The sequence below is a fragment of the Dysosmobacter sp. Sow4_B12 genome (assembly GCF_052116665.1).
GTDB lineage: Bacteria > Bacillota > Clostridia > Oscillospirales > Oscillospiraceae > Oscillibacter.
In genome coordinates, this window is sequence record NZ_JBQKKR010000004.1 from 62,332 (window position 1) to 78,289 (window position 15,958).

Consider the following 15,958-nt stretch of genomic DNA (forward strand, 5'->3'; position numbering starts at 1 on the left):
GAAACGTTTGCGTAAAGTCCGCCGAATGCGGCGGTAAGATCTAGGAAAGAGAGGGTACCTGCACGCGATGAAACCGAATGAGCAAAATTACTCCAAGTCCCGGCGGCTGAAAAATCAGGTCACGGCAGTGGTGACGAATCCGTACAATGTGATCGTGCTGATCGCCATTGTCCTGCTGATCTATCTGATTATCCTTCCGCTGGTGGACATGCTGTCCACCACCTTCCTGCTGTCTCAGCGGGACCTGCGCAATGTGCCCGGCGGTGTGGCCGGCGAATTCACCTTCTATTACTGGCAGCGGCTGCTGGCCAGCGAACTGAGCTGGAACCTGCTGCTCAAGCCCCTGCTGAACTCCCTGACCATCGGCGTGGGCGTATCCGTGTGCGCCATCGCCCTGGGTTCCTGCCTTGCGTGGCTCATGGTTCGCAGCGACCTGCCCTTCAAGCCCTTCTTCTCCCTGGCGGTCATCATTCCCTACATGATCCCCTCCTGGGTGAAGTCCCAGGCCTGGCTGAGCATGTTCAAGACCCCCCGGGTGGGCGGCTCGCCCGGATTTGTGGCGTCCCTCATGACGAGCATGGGCATGAGCAATGAGGCCATCGAGACCATCCTCTCTCCCATCGCCTATGGCCGCATCGCCATCATCATCGTGCTGACGCTCCACTATTACGCCTATACATACCTGTTGGTCTCCGCGGCGCTGAACTCCGTCAACTCCGAGCTGGAGGAGATGGGCGAGATCCAGGGCGCCAGCAAGACTCTCATCCTGCGCAAGATCACCCTGCCCCTGGTGCTGCCCGCCATGCTGTCCGCCGTTATCCTGACCTTCTCCAAGGCCATCGGCACCTTCGGCACCATCAATTACCTGGGCTCTCCCGTGCAGTTCCGCACCCTGTCCAGCGAGCTGTACTCCAACTCCAAGTCCCAGAACACCCAGACGGCCTTCGCCATGGCCATTTTGATGATCTGCATCGCGGCACTGTCCGTGTTCATCAACCAAAAGCTCATCGGTACCCGCAAGTCCTACGCCACCGTGGGCGGCAAGGGCGGCCGGTCCACGCCCATCGGCCTGGGCGGCTGGAAGCCCATCGTGACCATCATCCTGTTCATTTTCTTCCTGGTGGGCATCATCATGCCGGTGGTCATCCTGATCGTTGAGAGCTGCATGCTCAAGGAGGGCACCTACTCCCTGTCCAACTTCACCCTGTACTACTGGATCGGCGAGGGAGATCCCAACATCATGGAGGGCGTGCCGGGCATCTTCAAGAACAGCAACTTCAAGCTGGCTCTAGTGAACTCCCTGAAGCTGACCTTCGTCAACGGCGTGTTCGGCACCATCTTCGGCCAGATGCTTGGCTATATCTGCGCCAAGGGCCGCGGCAAGTTCCACGGCCGGCTGGTGGAGCAGCTGGTGTTCATCCCCTACTTGATCCCCTCTGTGGCCTTCGGCGGCATTTACCTGAGTATGTTCTCCAAGCCCCAGACCCTGTTCGGCGTGGAGCTGATCCCCGCCCTGTACGGCACCTTCGCCCTGCTGACGCTGACCTCTGTGGTCAAGCACCTGCCCTTCGCCTCCCGCGCCGGAACCTCCAACATGCTGCAGATCAGCGGCGAGCTGGAGGAGGCCGCCACCATCGAGGGCGCCGGCTTCTTCAAGCGCTTTGTGAAGATCGTGTTCCCCCTGTCCAAGGGCGGCTTCATCTCCGGCTTTATGCTGATCTTCGTCTCCATTATGAAGGAACTGGATCTGATCATTCTGATCATGACCCCGTCCACCACCACGCTGCCGTATCTGGCCTTCCAGTATCAAAACCAGAACTGCCCCCAGGCATCCAACTGCGTGGCCATTGTGATGTTCTCCATCGTGTTCCTGGTGTACGCGCTGGCGAATATCTTCGGAGACGCCGACCTCGCCAAGAGCATGGCGGGCTGAGACATATAGAGAGGAGACGAAATCATGAGCAAGATCGAACTGACTCATATTGATAAATTTTACGGCAAAAACCATGTCCTGAAGGACCTGAACCTCACCATCGAGGACGGAGACTTCATGACGCTGCTGGGTCCCTCCGGCTGCGGCAAGACCACCACGCTGCGTGTGGTGTCCGGCCTGGAAAAGCCCCAGAGCGGCTTTATCCACATGGACGGCAAGGAGATCGTCAACGCCGCCGAGGCCTACTTTGCGCCTCCCAGCAAGCGCAATCTGAACCTGGTGTTCCAGTCCTACGCCCTGTGGCCCCACATGACCGTGTTTGACAACGTGGCCTTCGGTCTGAAGATCCGCAAGGAGGCCAGCGATGTCATCGCCAAGAAGGTGGCCAGCGCCCTGGAGCGGATGCAGATCGGCGAATACGCCAAGCGCTACCCCACCGAGCTTTCCGGCGGCCAGCAGCAGCGCGTCGCCATCGCCCGCGCCATCGTGTCCGAGCCCCGGCTGCTGCTGCTGGATGAGCCCCTTTCCAACCTGGACGCCAAGCTCCGGGTGGATATGCGGGCGGAGCTGAAGCGGCTGCACCACGAGACCGGCACCACCATCATCTACGTGACCCACGACCAGGTGGAGGCCTTGACCATGTCCACCAAGATCGCCCTGTTCCGCAAGGGCGAGCTGGTGCAGGTGGCGCCGCCCCTGGAGCTGTACGACAACCCGGTGAACCTGTACACCGCGGACTTCATCGGCAACCCCAGCATCAACTTCGTCAAGGGCACCGCCCAGCTGGATGCCGCCGGCATGACCACCGACAGCCCCGTGGGCCAGCTGATCTTCCAGCGGGCGCACATGACGTCCAACGCCCCCGAGAGCGGCAAGGCCGACATCATTCTGGGCATCCGCCCCGAACAGCTGACCATCAGCCGGGAAAAGGACGACGCCCACTGGGCGGAGGGCAATGTGTACTCCGGCATGCCCGCCGGCTCCGAGACGCTGGTCAGCGTCCGGGTGGGCAGTGCCACGCTGACGGTGAAGGAGCTGGGCTCCACCCACTACGCCAGCGACGAAAAGGTCTACCTGGGCTTCAATCCCGACAAGATCAACGTCTTTGACGCCGCCACTGAAAACCTCATCAAATACTGCGTGTAAAGAGTGCCTCCGCGGCGGATGCCGCATGAAATACGATTTGGAAAGAAGAACAAGGAGGAAAAGAAAATGTTGAAGCACAAGAAGTTCCTGGCTATGCTGCTGACGCTGGCAATGGTCCTCAGCCTGGCAGCCTGTGGCGGCAAGAAGGAAACTCCTGCCGAGACCCCCGCTGAGACCCCCGCCGAAGCGCCCGCCGAGTCCGAGCTGACCGAATGGGAGAAGACCTCCGGCATCTACAACACCGACGAGACCGACGAGGAGCTGTATCAGAAGGCTCTGGAAGAGGGCGCCACCGTGACCCTGTATTCCATCTCCTCCCGCTGCAGCAAGGTCGCTGACGCGTTCATGGCCAAGTATCCCGGCCTGGAGTGCGTGCCCTTCGACATCTCCACCAACGAGCTGCTGGAGAAGGTCACCCGCGAGTATGAGGCCGGCCAGCACGTGGCTGATGTGGTCCACATCAAGGACCAGGACGGCTCCATGTGGAAAGAGTACGTGGCCAACAAGGTGTTCTACAACTATCAGCCCGCTGATATCTTCGAGCACATCGATCCTTCCTACACCGCTACCGCCACCCCCATGTACATCGAGCTGACCCAGCTGTTCTACAACACCGAGGCCTATCCCGACGGCTCTCCCATCACCAACATCTGGCAGCTGACCGAGCCCCAGTGGAAGGGCAAGATCACCATGCAGAATCCTCTGGACAACCTGTCCTGGGGCTCCTGGATCACCGGCTTCTGTGTGGGCGAAGAGCCTGAGAAGCTGGCCGCTGCCTACAAGGAGCTGTACGGTGAGGACCTGGTCCTGTCCGATGGCTGCGAGAACGCCGGCTATGAGTTCCTCAAGCGCCTGCACGACAACGAGCCTGTCTACTGCGCTTCCTCTGACGAAAGTGCCGAGGCTGTCGGCGCCCCCGGCCAGAGCGATCCCCCCGTGGGCTTCAGCGCCTCCTCCAAGCTGCGCAAGGCTGAGGAGAACGGCTGGGTGCTGAGCTCCGTGAACCTGTATCCCAACACCGGCATCCCCGCCATCAACACCCTGTACATCGTGGAAGGCTGCGAGCATCCCGCCGCCGCCAAGCTGCTGGTCCGCTTCATGATGGGCGGCATCGACGGCGATACCTCCGGCTACAAGCCCTTCAACACCCTGGGCGGCTGGCCTGTCCGTGACGACATTGAGCCTGCCGAGGGCTCCACTCCCTTCGCTGAGATGAACGTGGCCCACTTCGACGCCGAGGAGATCTACTACGAGTACAACACGGTCCGCGACTTCTGGCAGAAGCTGGGCTGATCCCCGGAGCTGCTGAAACGGCACTGCATAGTTCTGCAAGCGGCGGGCGGCTGTCCGCCCGCCGCTTCTTTTTCGTGAAGAGCCGCGGCCTGCCGCGGAAAAGAGAGGCCCAATGAGTTTTTTTATCGATCAGAATAACCGCAGAAAAAGTCCCATCGCCCTGGCCGCCGTAGGCGCGGCCCTGCTGTATCTGGCGGTGTTCGGCATCATGTACGCCCTGCTGACGGAGCCGCTTTACCACGCGGTGCGCCTGGAGAGCACGGCGGCCACCACCGCCGTTCATGCCATTCTCATCGCCCTGGCGGGCACCGCTGTGTGCTGCCTGCTGTTTTTCCTGCCGGACAAACGGGTGGCGCCTTACGGCTTCGCCGGTCTGGCGGTTGTATTTGCCATGTTCTGCGCCGCAGCGCTCATGCTGGATGAACCGGCACGGGGAAATATGCTGCGGCTTATCGCCATGTTCGGCCTGGCCCCCGTTTTGGTGGGCAATGCCGCCGCCTGGCCCATTTACTTGAAAATGAAGCGCGCCAATCCCGCGCTGAACCATAGAAAGACCATCCAGGAGGAGCTGCGGGAGGCCGCGGAAAAGGAAGCGGCAAAAAAGCCAGCCCGCCAGGAGCCTCCCGCGCCGCAGCCTCCTGCCCAGCCGGAGGTGACACCGGAGGAGGCCCTGTTCGGCCCCGAGGCCGCGCCGGGAACGCCGCCGGCATTCCGCTCCGCCCAGGAGGAGGCCATGCTGCTTTACGAAGACGATGAAGAAGAGAGTGACGATTAAAGACGTGGCCGCCTTGGCGGGCGTCAGCTTTGCCACCGTTTCCCGTGCTTTGGACGACCGTCCCGAGATCAGCCGGGAGACCAAGGAGAAGGTGCGCTCCGCCTGCGTGCAGCTGGGCTATGTGCCCAATGCGGCGGCCCGGGGGCTGACCGGCCAGTCCACCCACACCATCGGCGTCATCGTGCCGGACATCTCCAACCCTTACTATTCCGGCATGGCCACCGCCATCGAGCAGCAGGCGGCGGAGCGGGGATACCGGGTGCTGCTGAGCAATTCCATGCGCATCCAAGAGCAGGAGCTCAAGGGCATTGACGGCTTTTTGTCCCGCCAGATCGACGGCGTGCTCATCTCCGCCCTGTCCCCGGCGTCCCAGGCCCTCCACAAAGAGCGCTTGGGAAACCTGCCGTGCGTGTATATGGGCGTGAACCACGGCGACGCGTGCAGCTATGTCATGGCGGACAACGAGGTGGGCGCCTATGAGGCCACCCGCTATCTGGTGGAGCTGGGCCACCGGGATATTTTGTTCTTTGGGGGCCGCACCACCTCCCGCACCCGGGAGCTGCGCGTCCGGGGGTTCCGCCAAGCGTTGTCAGAGGCGGGGCTGGAGGGACGGGACCTGCCGGCGCCCGCGGATGTGGGCCTCATGCGGAACTGGAGCTATGAGACTGCTTTGTACTTGTTCCGCCAGGGGGGACCCCTGCCGGAGGCTATCTTCGCCTTTTCCGACGTCACCGCCTTGAAGATCATGGAGGCGGCGGAGGAGTGCGGCGTTTCCATTCCCAGGGACATCTCCCTGGTGGGCTACGATAACATTTCCTTTGCCGCCCTGCCCCGCATCCACCTGACCACCGTGTCCCAGAAAAAGTACCAGCTGGGCCGCATCGCCGTGGACAGGCTAGTGGAGCAGATCGAGGGAAAGCGGGAACAGACCGTGGACCTGATCCAGCCGGAGCTGATGGTCCGCTCCACCTGCATGGACCCCCGCCTGCGGCGGCACAGCAACATAAAGGAGGCACATGCATGAACGGAATCCCCAATGAAGAGCGGCAGCGGTTGGGCGCCCTGCTGGACCACGCTTCTCAGGCGGAGGTCATGGCCCAGATCGGGCAGTTTTCCCAGGCGGAGGTCCACAATCTGGCGGACCCGCCGGCGGAAAAGCCGGCGGAGATCGGGACGCTGGTATTCAACATGGAACGGGGCGTCTGCCTGGAGGAGCTGGGCGATTTCCTGGAGAGCTGCCCGGCGGTAAAGCCCTTTGACGTGATCCTGGCCAACGAGCTGGACGACGGCTGCGTCCGCTCCGGCTGCCGGGACACCACCCGGCTCCTGGCGGAGCGGCTGGGCATGAATTACGTGTTTGGCCTGGAATTTATCGAGCTGGTGAACGGGGAGGACCCCAAGGGCTTCCACGGCAACGCCATCTTCTCCCGCTGGCCCATCACCCGGGCCAAGGTGCTCCGCCTGCCGGAGCAGTACAACTGGTATTTTGACCGCCAGCGCCGCATCGGCGGCCGCCTGGCCATCCTGGCGGAGCTGGACGTGGCGGGCACGCCGGTGGGCGTGGCCACCATCCATCTGGAAAACCGCACCCACGGCCCCGGCCGCCAGGCGCAGCTTGACACGGTCCTGGCCGCGGCGGAGGAGATGTTCCCCGGCATGCCGGTGATCCTGGGCGGAGATTTGAACACCAACACCTTCGACGGCCGGGACAAGGACGCCATTCAAGAGATTGCCGGCGACGCGGGGCTGCAGCGCCGCTGCCTGGAGGATGTGGCCCGGTGGGAGGGCTGCCTGGGGGCGGCGGAGGCTGCCGGATACCGGGCGGTTCCGGACCATCCCGTTGCCACCCGCCGCAAGCCCCTGCCGGGAGGGGGGCACCTGGACCTGCGGCTGGATTGGCTGCTGGTGCGGGGTGCCCAGGTGCGGGAGAGCCGCACCATTTCCACCCGCACGGAGGATTGTGGCTTTGCACCTCCCGATTCCGCTCTGGCACGGTTTACCGGCCAGGAGCTGTCCGACCACAACGCGGTTTGGGCGTCCTGCGCCCTTTCAAAATAAATCATTGAGGAGGCATATCCATGCTGACGACCGTATTATTTGACATGGGCGGAACCCTGGAGGACATCTGGAACAACAAGGAGACCCAGGCGGAGGTCATGGTGAAGCTGCAGGAGACACTGCGCGCCCATGGCCTGGAGCCCGGCTGCGGGCCGGAGGAATTTGACCGCCGGGTCATGGCGGGCCTCAAGGCCTATAAAAACTGGAGCGAGCCCGCCATGCGGGAGCTGAAGCCGGAGGAGATCTGGCCGGATTACTATTTGAAGGAGTTCGGCTTTGACCGGGCGAAGCTGGAGGCCATCGCCGAGGAGCTGGCCAACCTGTGGGAGGTCACGTATTATCACCGGGAGCTGCGTCCCGGCGTGGAGGAGATGCTGCAGGCGCTGCAGCAGCGGGGCTACCACCTGGGCGTTATTTCCAACAACGCCTCGCTGTACAATGTGTTCAATGTGCTGGAGGATTACGGCATCCGCAAATACATGGAGGATGTGACGGTGTCCAGCGTCACCGGCTACCGCAAGCCCCACGGGGAGCTGTTCCGCATCTCCATGCGCCAGATGCAGGTGGAGCCGGCGGAGTGCGTCTACGTGGGCGACACGGTCTCCCGGGATATTATCGGCTCCAAGCGGGCGGGCTTTGCCAAGGCGGTGCAGATCGGCTCCTACCTCTCCGCAGAGAAGGACGCCGGCGTGGCCGCCGACGCGGAAAAGCCGGACCTGGTGGTCAGCGACATCCGGGACATCGTTCCCTGGCTGGACGAGATCAACCCCGAAATGGCGCTGAAGTAAATAAACAAAAAGCGGGCGCCTTGCGCCCGCTTTTTTACGTTTGTCCTCCGTCCACCCGCCGGGCGATGTAAGGCTCCACCTGGTCAAAGGGGATATCCAGCGCCACGGAGAGCTCGCCGTATAACAGCCGCTCCGCCTGCTTCATGAACCGCTCGTCCACCATGCCCAGCCGCCGCTTCTGGGCCTCCGCCTGCCGGCGCTTGGCGTAAATGGACATCATCAGCTCCACGAGGTCCCGGCAGTCGTGGGAGCGGACAGCCGACTGATAGTGCTGGGCCAGGGCCTGGAGGGTGGGCCCGTGGTAAGCCTCCGCCCGGATGGAGGGGATCAGGTCGATGAGGGCTTCGGCCTCCTCCCGGGAGATCACCGGCCGCATGGGAACTTTCGCATTGTCCACCGGCGTGTAGATCACGCCGTCCTGCTGCAAGGGCTTGAGAAGATAAAACCGCCTGTTCCGGTCCGCTCCGATGCCGCCGGGACAGGTGATCTCCTCCACGCGGCAGACGCCGGTGGCTCCGTATACCACCAAATCTCCTGGTTGAAACATCTGGCTTCCCCCTTCAAAAAATCTTCCGAAAAGAAAAAACGGGCGGTCCGGCAACTGGACTTACGTCTGCCGGGACCGCACGCTGCATACATAGTTTACCATGTTTTGGGGGACAAATGTAAGAAAAACTTCCTAAAAAAATCCGCGGGAGCCGGAGCGGGGGAAAATCTGTATGCAAAAAATACAAAAATACCCAAGGGAAAACGGCGGTTTTCCGGGATCTCGCGGGATATGGCTCCGCGGCGCCGGACACGCTTGACGGCGGACGCCGCGGGCCTTATAATGGACAACAATCAAGAAACGGAGCAAGGGCGCTCGCTGTGAGCGGCCTTGCTCCGTTTCCTTTTTTCGCAGGGGCGGCGCTGGGTTCCCGCCCCCGGGGAATTCGAAAAGGGAGGACCTTTATGGATATTTGATTTGCAAAGCGCACGGAGCAGATGAACTCCTCCGTGGTCCGGGAGACGCTGAAGCTGACCTCCCGGCCGGACATCATCTCCTTTGCCGGCGGCATGCCGGCGCCGGAGGTGTTCCCGGTGGAGGCCATGCGGGCAGCATCGGACAAGGTGCTGACCGCGGCGGGCCCCATGGCCCTGCAGTACGGCCCCTCCGACGGCTACCGCCCCCTGCAGGAGAAGATCGCCGCCCGCCACCGCCGGGAGGGCATGGCCTGCCGGCCGGAGGATATCTTGATGATCAACGGCTCCCAGCAGGGCCTGGACCTGGCGGGCAAGCTGTTCTTAGACCCCGGGGACCTGGTGGTGTGCGAAAACCCCACCTACACGGCGGCACTTTCCACCTTCCGGTCCTACGAGTGCGGCTTTTTGCCCATTGACACCGATGACGACGGCATGATTCTGGAGGATCTGGAGAGGAAACTGGCGGCCAATCCCAGGGCCAAGCTCATCTATGTCATCCCCACATTCCAGAACCCCACCGGGCGCACCTGGTCCCTGGAGCGGCGGAAGGGCCTGCTGGCCCTGGCGGAACAGTACCACCTGCCTGTTCTGGAGGACAACCCCTACGGCGAGCTGCGCTTTGAGGGAACGGACATCCCCACCCTGCGGTCCATGGACACCCATGGAAACGTGGTGTACATGGGCTCCTTTTCCAAGATCCTCAGCCCCGGCATCCGCCTGGGCTGGCTGGTGGCCGCTCCGGAGATGCTGGGTATGTTTGAAACCGCCAAGCAGGGGTCCGACCTGCAGGCCAGCACCTACAGCCAGATGATGGTGGACACCTATCTGGCGGATAACGACCTGGACACCGACATCCGCGCCCTCAACGCCCTGTACCGCTCCCGGCGGGACTTGATGCTGTCCGTCATGGAGGAGACGTTCCCGAAGGGCTCCCGCTGGACCCACCCCAACGGCGGGCTGTTCCTTTGGGTCACGCTGCCGGAGGGAGTGGATACCGCCGCCATCATGCCCCGGGTGGTGGAGCGGAAGGTGGCCTACATCCCCGGCCAGACCTTTTTCGCCGACGGCGATGTCACCAACACCCTGCGGCTGAACTTCTCCAACGCCAACGAGGCGCACATCGTGGAGGGTATCTGCCGCCTGGGCCGGGTGCTGCGGGAGCAGCTGTGAAGAGAGAACAAAAGGGAGCCGCGGCAGACGCCGCGGCTCCCTTTGCGCGTGAAATTATTCCGCCTTGGGCTCTTCGCTTTCAAACACGGCCTTGGCGCTGGCGGCCAGGCCCGCCAGCCCCTGCAACTCGCTGGGGATGATGATCTTGGTGGCCTTGCCGTCCGCCACCTTTTCCATAGCCTCCAGGGCCTTCAGCTTCACCACCTGGTCGTTAGGGGCGGCCTCGTTCAAAAGCTTCAGCGAGTCGGCCATGGCCTTCTGCACCTGCATGATGGCCTGGGCCTCGGCCTCGGCGGCCATGATGCGGGCCTCCTTTTCGCCCTGGGCCTTCAAAATGGCGGCCTGCTTCTCGGCGTCCGCCCGCAAAATGGCGGACTGCTTCTCGCCCTCGGCCACCAGGATCTGGGACTGCTTGGTGCCCTCCGCCTGGAGAATGGACTCCCGGCGCTCCCGCTCCGCCTTCATCTGCTTTTCCATGGCGTTCTGGATCTCCTTGGGCGGGATGATGTTCTTCAGCTCCACCCGGTTGACCTTGATGCCCCAGGGGTCTGTGGCCTCGTCCAGAATGGCCCGCATCCGGGAGTTGATGATGTCCCGGCTGGTGAGGGACTGGTCCAGCTCCATGTCGCCGATGATGTTCCGCAGGGTGGTGGCCGTCAGGTTCTCAATGGCGTTCATGGGGTGCTCCACACCGTAGGTGTACAGCTTGGGGTCTGTGATCTGAAAGTAGATGACCGTGTCGATCTGCATGGTGACATTGTCCTTGGTGATGACGGGCTGGGGAGCGAAATCCGCCACCTGCTCCTTGAGGGACACCTTTTTGGCGATGCGCTCAATAAAGGGCACCTTGATGTGCAGGCCCACGTTCCAAACGGCCCGGAACGCACCCAGGCGTTCCACCACATAGGCCCGGGACTGCTGGACGATGACGATGTTGCTGATGATGACCACCAGCAGCAGGACCACCAGAATGGCAGGGACGATCCAACCGAAGTTCATGATGCTACCTCCGCTTTTTCTTCAATTTTTTCCACAAAGAGCTTGACGCCCTCCATGCGCAGGACCTTCACCGTGGCCCCCGGGGGAATAACGCTGCCGTCTGCGCTGCGGGCTGTCCACGTCTTGCCGTCCACATAGACGGCGCCGGTGGAAGCGGCGTTGTCCACGGCCTCCGTGACCCGGCCGGCCTGGCCCAGGGCCCGGTCCGCGTTGGTGGCCACGGTGCCGTCTTTGCTGAACCGGCGCACCAGAGGCCGGGTGGCCGCCAGGGCCGCCGCCGACACGGCCAAAAACAGCGCCACCTGGACGCCTGTCCCGGCGCCCAAAAGCGCCCCGGCCAGAGCCGCCGCAGCGCCGGCCACGAACCAGATGGACACCAGTCCGGCGGTCAGGGCCTCCACGATGCCGAACAGCACCGCCGCGCCCAGCCAGAGCCAACTCATCAGATCCATACTTCCTCCTATCCGCTTTGCCGATCTGTATAAACTCATCATAGCATGCCCGGACCGGGAAAAGCATTTCATTTTGGTTACAAACCGCAGGAGAAAAATGCCGCATTGCGTATCCTAACGTTTTCTGATATACTGGTCCCGGAAAACGACTGGAAACAAAGGAGGTGCGGGCCATGACACTGACGGTGCCCTGCCTGTTCGGGCTGGAAGCCCTGGTGGCGGATGAGATGAAGCGCCTGCAATTGAAGGACGTTCGGGCGGAAAACGGCCGGGTCCACTGCGAGGGGACCTTGACGGACATCGCCCGGTTGAATCTAAACCTGCGCTGCGGCGCCCGGGTGCTGATGGAGCTGGGCTCCTTCCAGGCGCCGGATTTTGAGGCGCTGTTCCAGGGTGTACTGGCCCTGCCGTGGGAGGATTATATTCCCCGGGACGGAGAATTTCCCGTGAAGGGCTACTCCCTCAACTCCGCCCTCCACTCCGTCCCCGCCTGTCAGGCCATTGTGAAAAAGGCCGCCGCCAAGCGGCTGGGGAACGCCTACGGCTGCGAGACCCTGCCGGAGACCGGCAGCCGCTATCAGATCCAGTTCGCCATCATCAAGGACACCGCCACGCTGTACCTGGACACCTCCGGCGAGGGCCTGTACAAGCGGGGCTACCGGGCCCAGAATATGGGTGCCCCCCTGCGGGAGACGTTGGCGGCGGCGCTGGTGACCCTCTCCCGCTACCGGGGCAGGGACCCCTTCTGTGACCCCTTCTGCGGCAGCGGCACCATCCCCATCGAGGCGGCCCTCATCGCCAAGAACCGGGCCCCGGGCCTGGACCGGAGCTTCGCCGCCCAGAAGTGGAAGAATATGGATTCCAAGCTGTGGCTGGACGCCGCCGACGAGGCCATGGACAAGGAGTTCCACGGCACCTACGACATCTGGGGCGGCGACATCGACCCCAAGGCCGTGGAGCTGGCGAGGCACAACGCGGAGCTGGCCGGCGTGGAGGACTGTGTCCGCTTCGAGGTGGCGGACGCGGGAGCATTCCACCGGGACAGCGAGTACGGCCAGCTGGTCACCAACCCGCCCTACGGTGAGCGCCTGCTGGAGAAGAAGGAGGCGGAGGAGCTGTACCGGGTGTTCGGCCGGGCGCTTCGGGACCTGCCGCCCAAGTGGCGGGTGGTGGTGCTCTCCTCCCACACGGAGTTTGAGCGGTGCTTCGGCCGCCCGGCGGACAAGAAGCGCAAGCTGTACAACGGCATGCTCAAGTGCGACGCGTTCCTGTACGGGAAATAAAGAGAGAAAAACGAGGGGGATGTCCTGGTGAAGCATGTGTTCATCATCAATCCCAACGCGGGAAAGCGGGACCAGACCGCCCGCATTTACGACATGGCGGACCGCCTGCGGGACCGCCACGGCCTGGAGTGCGCCTGTATGCTGACGGAGCGCCCCGGCGGTGCCACGGAAATGGCCCGAAAGCTGGCGCAGACCGGCGAGGACTTGCGGCTTTACGCCTGCGGCGGCGACGGCACGGTCCACGAGGTGGCGGAGGGCGTCGCCGGGTACGTAAACGCCGCCATGACGGCCATCCCCACCGGCACCGGCAACGATTTTTTGAAAAACTTCGGCCCGGACGCCGAAAAATTCAACGACGCGGAAAACCTGTGGGACGGGGAGGCCTTTCCCCTGGACCTCATCGACTGCAACGGCCGCCTGTGCCTCACCATCGCCTGCAACGGCATCGACGCCCGGGTGGCGGACAGCGTCCACCAGTACAGCGGCCTGCCGCTGCTGTCCGGCCGGGGCAGCTATTTAGCCGCCGTGGCCGCCAACGTGCTGCTGCGGCCGGTGGGCAGCCGCTGGACCGTCTGGCTGGACGGCGAGCGGCTGGAAGGGGAATTTTTGCTGGTGTCCATGTGCAACGGCCGCTATTACGGCGGCGGGTCCATGCCGGTGCCGGAGGCCCGGATGGACGACGGCGTGCTCCACACCATCCTTGTGAAAAAGGTGGAGCGCAGTAAATTTGCCCGGCTGTTCAGCGTCTATTCCGCCGGGGACTATCACCTGCTGCCGCCGGAGCTGGTGCGGGTCAGCACCGCCCGCACCGTCCGTATCCAAAGCGGGGAGGAGCTGGTCACCTGCCTGGACGGGGAGTGCTTCCGGGGCAGGGAAGTGGTCATGACGCTGTCGGACAAGCGGCTGAACTTCTTCGGCCCCAAGGGCTGCAGCCCAAACGCCACCGCCCGGTGAGGCCGCGGCGGGAACATTTACAAATTCTTCATAACTTTTCCGCGATTTCCCCTTTACAAACGGAATCAGTTGCGCTAATATAGCAGCGTTAGCACTCGAGGAGATTGAGTGCTAACGCTGAAATTGTTTTTTCAAAAATTTTTATATTCTTAAGGAGGAACCCCAAATGAAACTCACTCCGCTTGCAGATCGTGTCATCCTGAAAATGGTTGAGGTCGAGGAGACCACCAAGGGCGGCATCATCCTGACCGGCTCCGCCAAGGAGAAGCCCTCCGTGGCCGAAGTCATCTCCGTTGGCCCCGGCGGCAACGTGGACGGCAAGGACGTGGTCATGACCGTGAAGCCCGGCGACAAGGTCATCACCAGCCAGTACGCCGGCACCAAGGTCAACCTGGAGGACGTGGAGTACGTCGTCGTCCGCCAGAACGACATCCTGGCCATCGTCGAATAATTCCATCACCACTTAAACTATTTCGCGTTTGCGAATCATCTTTATTTTGGAGGTAGTTTATCATGTCTAAGCTCATCAAGCGCGGCGACGAGGCCCGTAAGGCCCTGGAAGCCGGCGTCAACACTCTGGCCGATACCGTCAAGGTCACCCTGGGCCCCAAGGGCCGCAACGTGGTCCTGGACAAGAAGTACGGCGCTCCCCTCATCACCAACGACGGCGTGACCATCGCCAAGGAAGTGGAGCTGGAGGACCCCTTTGAGAACATGGGCGCCCAGCTGGTGAAGGAAGTTTCCACCAAGACCAACGACGTTGCCGGCGACGGCACCACCACCGCCACCCTGCTGGCCCAGGCCATGATCCACGAGGGCCTGAAGAACCTGGCTGCCGGCGCCAACCCCATCGTGGTCCGCAAGGGCATGGCCAAGGCCGTGGAGGCCGCTGTGGCCGAGGTCAAGAAGCAGGCCAAGACCGTGGACGGCTCCAAGGACATCGCCCGTGTCGGCGCCGTGTCCAGCGGCGACGAGGAGATCGGCAAGCTGATCGCCGACGCCATGGAGAAGGTCTCCTCCGACGGCGTGATCACCATCGAGGAGTCCAAGACCGCTGAGACTTACAGCGAGGTCGTGGAGGGCATGCAGTTTGACCGCGGCTATATCACCCCCTACATGGCCACCGATATGGAGAAGATGGAGGCTGTCATTGACGATGCCTATATCCTCATCACCGATAAGAAGATCTCTGTCATCGCCGACATCCTGCCCATCCTGGAGCAGCTGGTCCAGTCCGGCAAGAAGCTGGTCATCGTGGCTGAGGATGTGGAAGGCGAGGCCCTGAACACCTTAATCGTCAACCGCCTGCGGGGCACGCTGAACGTGGTCTGCGTGAAGGCTCCCGGCTTCGGTGACCGCCGCAAGGAGATGCTGCAGGATATCGCCACCTTGACCGGCGGCACCGTCATCAGCGAGGAAGTCGGCCTGGAGCTGAAGAGCGCCGACATCTCCATGCTGGGCCGCGCCCGCCAGGTGAAGGTCACCAAGGAGAACACCACCATTGTGGACGGCGCCGGTGACTCCCAGGCCATTCAGGACCGGGTGGCCCAGATCCGCGCCCAGATCGCCAACACCACCAGCGAGTACGACAAGGAGAAGCTCCAGGAGCGCCTGGCCAAGCTGGCCGGCGGCGTGGCTGTCATCAAGGTGGGCGCTGCCACTGAGACCGAGATGAAGGAAAAGAAGCTGCGCATCGAGGACGCTCTGAACGCCACCCGCGCCGCTGTTGAGGAAGGCGTGGTCGCCGGCGGCGGCACCATCTTTGTCAACATCATCCCCGCCGTGGAGGCTCTGCTATCCACTGTGGAGGGCGATGAGAAGACTGGCGTCCAGATCATCGCCAAGGCCCTGGAGGCCCCCATCCGTCAGATCGCGGCCAACGCCGGCCTGGACGGCTCCGTCATTCTGGAGAAGGTCCGCTCCTCCGGCAAGAACGGCTACGGCTTCGACGCCTATAAGGAAGAGTACTGCGACATGGTGGCCTGCGGCATCATCGATCCCGCCAAGGTGACCCGCTCCGCGCTGGAGAACGCCGCTTCCGTCTCCTCCATGGTCCTGACCACCGAGTCCCTGGTGGCCGACAAGCCCGAGCCCCCCGCTCCCGCAGCTCCCGCTCCCGATATGGGCGGCATGTATTGATCGGC

General features: G+C 62.8%; 15 protein-coding genes. 12 read left to right on the forward strand and 3 right to left on the reverse strand.

All coding sequences use genetic code 11. From position 1 onward, the window contains the following. Nucleotides 1–67 precede the first annotated feature (67 nt). From ACTQ4R_RS06440 to ACTQ4R_RS06470, 7 genes are all read left to right on the forward strand, one after another. Complete coding sequence (locus ACTQ4R_RS06440; RefSeq protein WP_441626971.1) at nt 68–1,933, forward strand: ABC transporter permease; 1,866 nt, start codon at nt 68–70, stop codon at nt 1,931–1,933. A 24-nt stretch (nt 1,934–1,957) separates the two neighbouring features. Beyond that, nucleotides 1,958–3,079, forward strand: a complete 1,122-nt coding sequence (locus ACTQ4R_RS06445; RefSeq protein ID WP_441626973.1) for an ABC transporter ATP-binding protein — start codon at nt 1,958–1,960, stop codon at nt 3,077–3,079. A 66-nt stretch (nt 3,080–3,145) separates the two neighbouring features. Beyond that, nucleotides 3,146–4,372 (forward strand): hypothetical protein, encoded by a 1,227-nt coding sequence (locus ACTQ4R_RS06450; protein ID WP_441626975.1) that lies wholly within the window; start codon nt 3,146–3,148, stop codon nt 4,370–4,372. Between the two features lie 112 nt (nt 4,373–4,484). Then, nucleotides 4,485–5,147 (forward strand): hypothetical protein, encoded by a 663-nt coding sequence (locus ACTQ4R_RS06455; protein WP_441626977.1) that lies wholly within the window; start codon nt 4,485–4,487, stop codon nt 5,145–5,147. Beyond that, entirely contained in the window at nt 5,137–6,171 is a 1,035-nt protein-coding gene (locus tag ACTQ4R_RS06460; RefSeq protein ID WP_441626979.1) for a LacI family DNA-binding transcriptional regulator, read from the forward strand. Before ACTQ4R_RS06455 ends, ACTQ4R_RS06460 begins: the two co-directional genes overlap by 11 nt. Then, on the forward strand, nt 6,168–7,205 hold the full coding sequence (locus tag ACTQ4R_RS06465) for an endonuclease/exonuclease/phosphatase family protein (RefSeq protein ID WP_441626981.1): 1,038 nt from the start codon (nt 6,168–6,170) through the stop codon (nt 7,203–7,205). Before ACTQ4R_RS06460 ends, ACTQ4R_RS06465 begins: the two co-directional genes overlap by 4 nt. 20 nt (nt 7,206–7,225) lie before the next feature. Next, a complete protein-coding gene (locus ACTQ4R_RS06470) occupies nt 7,226–7,993 on the forward strand; it encodes an HAD family hydrolase (protein ID WP_441626983.1) in 768 nt (255 codons plus the stop codon). Between the two features lie 34 nt (nt 7,994–8,027). Here ACTQ4R_RS06470 and ACTQ4R_RS06475 read toward each other — a convergent pair whose 3' ends face one another. Further along, entirely contained in the window at nt 8,028–8,540 is a 513-nt protein-coding gene (locus tag ACTQ4R_RS06475; protein WP_441626985.1) for a CarD family transcriptional regulator, read from the reverse strand. A gap of 437 nt (nt 8,541–8,977) precedes the next feature. Here ACTQ4R_RS06475 and ACTQ4R_RS06480 point away from each other — a divergent pair, with 437 nt between their 5' ends. Beyond that, on the forward strand, nt 8,978–10,126 hold the full coding sequence (locus tag ACTQ4R_RS06480; RefSeq protein ID WP_441626987.1) for an aminotransferase-like domain-containing protein: 1,149 nt from the start codon (nt 8,978–8,980) through the stop codon (nt 10,124–10,126). A gap of 54 nt (nt 10,127–10,180) precedes the next feature. Here the strand turns inward: ACTQ4R_RS06480 and ACTQ4R_RS06485 are convergent, their stop codons facing one another. Together ACTQ4R_RS06485 and ACTQ4R_RS06490 are read right to left on the reverse strand one after the other, a co-directional pair. Beyond that, complete coding sequence (locus ACTQ4R_RS06485) at nt 10,181–11,125, reverse strand: SPFH domain-containing protein (protein ID WP_441626988.1); 945 nt, start codon at nt 11,123–11,125, stop codon at nt 10,181–10,183. Then, nucleotides 11,122–11,577 (reverse strand): NfeD family protein, encoded by a 456-nt coding sequence (locus ACTQ4R_RS06490; protein WP_441626990.1) that lies wholly within the window; start codon nt 11,575–11,577, stop codon nt 11,122–11,124. The genes ACTQ4R_RS06485 and ACTQ4R_RS06490 overlap by 4 nt, the downstream gene beginning before the upstream one ends. Nucleotides 11,578–11,750: 173 nt before the next feature. Here ACTQ4R_RS06490 and ACTQ4R_RS06495 point away from each other — a divergent pair, with 173 nt between their 5' ends. From ACTQ4R_RS06495 to groL, 4 genes are all read left to right on the forward strand, one after another. Next, a complete protein-coding gene (locus tag ACTQ4R_RS06495; protein WP_441626992.1) occupies nt 11,751–12,860 on the forward strand; it encodes a THUMP domain-containing class I SAM-dependent RNA methyltransferase in 1,110 nt (369 codons plus the stop codon). A gap of 27 nt (nt 12,861–12,887) precedes the next feature. After that, nucleotides 12,888–13,814: a diacylglycerol/lipid kinase family protein gene (locus ACTQ4R_RS06500; protein ID WP_441626994.1), complete on the forward strand. Its 927-nt coding sequence runs from the start codon at nt 12,888–12,890 to the stop codon at nt 13,812–13,814. A gap of 166 nt (nt 13,815–13,980) precedes the next feature. Continuing rightward, a complete protein-coding gene (locus ACTQ4R_RS06505) occupies nt 13,981–14,265 on the forward strand; it encodes a co-chaperone GroES (protein ID WP_441626996.1) in 285 nt (94 codons plus the stop codon). A 62-nt stretch (nt 14,266–14,327) separates the two neighbouring features. Beyond that, nucleotides 14,328–15,953, forward strand: coding sequence for a chaperonin GroEL (groL, locus tag ACTQ4R_RS06510; protein WP_441626998.1), 1,626 nt, complete (start codon nt 14,328–14,330; stop codon nt 15,951–15,953). Nucleotides 15,954–15,958: the final 5 nt, after the last annotated feature.